Here is a 2,336-nt window from a genome sequence, read left to right as displayed (position 1 = left end):
CTATCAGCAAGCATACACCTGTCGTGGACGCGCGGTGCGCGAAGGTGCGGTGGTGCCGGCAGGCAGACCATCCACCCTGAGTCCACCCAACGGCAGGAAGGGCCGTCCCGCGCAGAGAGCGGGACGGCCCTTTCCTGTGGTCGGGTACGGGCTCCGTATCCCGGCTCAGCCGCCGGCTGCCAGCTCGGCGTCGGGATCGGCCTCAGCGTCCCATTCCATCCGGTACCGCAGCAGGGTGGGGTTGAAATCGATGCCCGCCTGGAGGGCCTGCTCGGCAGACAGCAGGTCGGTCTCCGGATCGCCGTCCGGGCGGCTCAGCATCGTCTCCTCGGTCTCGATGATCCGGGGCTCGCCGGTGTAGCCGAGTTCAGCGGCAGCAACCCGGCCGGAGTGCAGCGCCGATTCGAGGATCGACAGGTCGCCGGTGAGCGGAACGGTTCCCTGGTAGGTCCAGGTCGGTAGGTGCGTCATGAAGCCACTGTCTCACCTCGGGGCCGAACACCGGATGCCAGCCGGCCGTGTCGCCAGCGCGCCGGTCGACCTTGCGCGGGCGGCTGGTTGCGACGGTATAGCCTGGCGTGATTGAGCAGGTGCTCAAGGCTGGAGGAGGCTCGATGGGCACTGGGGCGATGAACGCTACCCGGGCCAAGCTGCTGGCCGCCGCCGCGGACACCCTGCGCGAGGACGGTGCGGCCGGGGCGTCGGCGCGCGGCATCGCCGGGCGGGCCGGGGTCAACCAGGCGCTGATCTTCTACCACTTCAAGACGGTCAGTGAGCTTCTCGACGCCGCGTGCCGGCACGCGGTGGACGAGGCAGTCGAGCACTACCGCAACCAGTTCGCGGCCGTCACGTCCCTTCCCGGGCTGCTGGCGGTAGGTCGCGAACTGCACCAGCGCGAGCGCGCGATCGGAAACGTCGCGATGATGGCGCAGCTCATGTCCGCCGCCGGGAACGACCCGGTGCTGGCCGGTGCCGCTCGTTACGCCATGCGGGTGTGGACGGCCGAGGTCGAATCGGTCGTCGAACGCGTGTTGCGTGGCAGCCCGTTGGCCGAGGTCGCCGACAGCGCCGGCCTGGCTCGCGCCGTCAGCGCGTCGTTCATCGGCCTGGAACTCTACGAGGGTGTCGACGCCGACGGCGCGGCACATGCGCTGGACTCGCTGGAACGCCTGGGTGTGCTGGTCGAGGTGGTCAACGACCTCGGCCCGATCGCCCGGCGGGCGCTGAGGTCAAAGCTCAAGGGCGCAGCCGTCGTACGGTGAGAACATGTCGATCGGCAAGGGTGACCGGGTCAGCTGGAACACCTCGCAAGGTAGGACCCAGGGCCATGCCGTGGAGAAGAAGACAGCTCCGTTCAGCCACGCGGGGCAGAAGTTCAACGCCTCACCGGACGAGCCGTACTGGATAGTGCAGTCGGAGAAGTCCGGCGCCAAGGCCGCGCACAAGGAGTCCTCGCTGAGCCCGGGCTAACCTGAGCCTGACCGGCTCAGGCAGTGGCCAGCCAGGACTCGGGCGGCCGCAACGACTGCAGCATGCCGACCGGGTCGCTGCTCTTGGCGATCGTCGTTCCGATCAGCACACCGTCGGCGCCCGCCTGCGCGGCGCTTTCGATGTCACGCCGGGAGCTGACCGAGCTCTCCAGCAGTACCAGCACGTCCTGTGGCGCCATGCTCGCCAGCACCTGGCCATAGCTGGCCGACGGGCCTTCCATCCTCAGTGCGGCAACCCCACGGCAGTTGATACTGATGGCGATTGCTCCGAGTTCCACTGCCTGTTCCAGCTGCTCGGCGTTGTGCACGCCGATCACGACCTCGAGCCCGAGCTCCTCGGCGCGGGCCTTCATCGCGGCGAACAGGCCTTGATCGAGAAAGGCACTGATCGCCAGCTGCACCGCGTCGAACCCGGCCTCATACGACTCGTCCATCTGATCGACGGTGTCGAAGAACTCCTTGCGCATCAAGGGAACCGGAGACAGCTGGCGGATCTTCTTCGCGATCTCGATGCTGCCGTCGAAGTAGACCGGGTCGGTCGGGGTCGACAGCGCATCGACCCCACCGCCGACCAGCGCCCGGACGTAGGGCTCCAGCCGCTCGCTGGAGATCAGCTCACCATCGCGGGGCGAACGGCACTTGATGTCGACCATCAGCGCCGGCGAGCCGCCGGACCTCGCCGTAGCCAGCACCTGGTACAGACTGCGGCTCTGCATCGCGTGCCTCCTGAAACCACCGGTCCCGTCTAACCAGACGTTCGGTGCGACAGGAGCAAGCCTGACATCCTGTGGCGTAGGTCACCTCTCTGCCCCTGCTCTGACTCTGTGCGGGCTGAGAGCCGGGGGG

At 67.9% G+C, this 2,336-nt stretch carries 4 protein-coding genes; 2 read left to right on the top strand and 2 right to left on the bottom strand.

Annotated elements, in window-relative coordinates:
* Nucleotides 1-165: 165 nt before the first annotated feature.
* The gene (locus tag VF542_RS18420) at nucleotides 166-471 is read right to left on the bottom strand and encodes a hypothetical protein (RefSeq protein ID WP_408653156.1); all 306 of its coding nucleotides are present in this window, start codon (nucleotides 469-471) and stop codon (nucleotides 166-168) included.
* Nucleotides 472-614: 143 nt separating this feature from the next.
* Here VF542_RS18420 and VF542_RS18415 point away from each other — a divergent pair, with 143 nt between their 5' ends.
* Nucleotides 615-1,262: a TetR/AcrR family transcriptional regulator gene (locus VF542_RS18415; protein ID WP_408653155.1), complete on the top strand. Its 648-nt coding sequence runs from the start codon at nucleotides 615-617 to the stop codon at nucleotides 1,260-1,262.
* 4 nt (nucleotides 1,263-1,266) lie between these two features.
* Complete coding sequence (locus VF542_RS18410) at nucleotides 1,267-1,470, top strand: DUF2945 domain-containing protein (RefSeq protein WP_408653154.1); 204 nt, start codon at nucleotides 1,267-1,269, stop codon at nucleotides 1,468-1,470.
* 16 nt (nucleotides 1,471-1,486) lie between these two features.
* On the opposite strand, the gene VF542_RS18405 is transcribed toward VF542_RS18410, so the two are convergent.
* The gene (locus VF542_RS18405; protein WP_408653153.1) at nucleotides 1,487-2,206 is read right to left on the bottom strand and encodes a hypothetical protein; all 720 of its coding nucleotides are present in this window, start codon (nucleotides 2,204-2,206) and stop codon (nucleotides 1,487-1,489) included.
* Between the last annotated feature and the right edge of the window lie 130 nt (nucleotides 2,207-2,336).

It is taken from the genome of Jatrophihabitans sp. (assembly GCF_036389215.1).
Classification (GTDB): domain Bacteria; phylum Actinomycetota; class Actinomycetes; order Mycobacteriales; family Jatrophihabitantaceae; genus Jatrophihabitans_A.
This window is presented reverse-complemented; position numbering and strand designations above follow the sequence as displayed.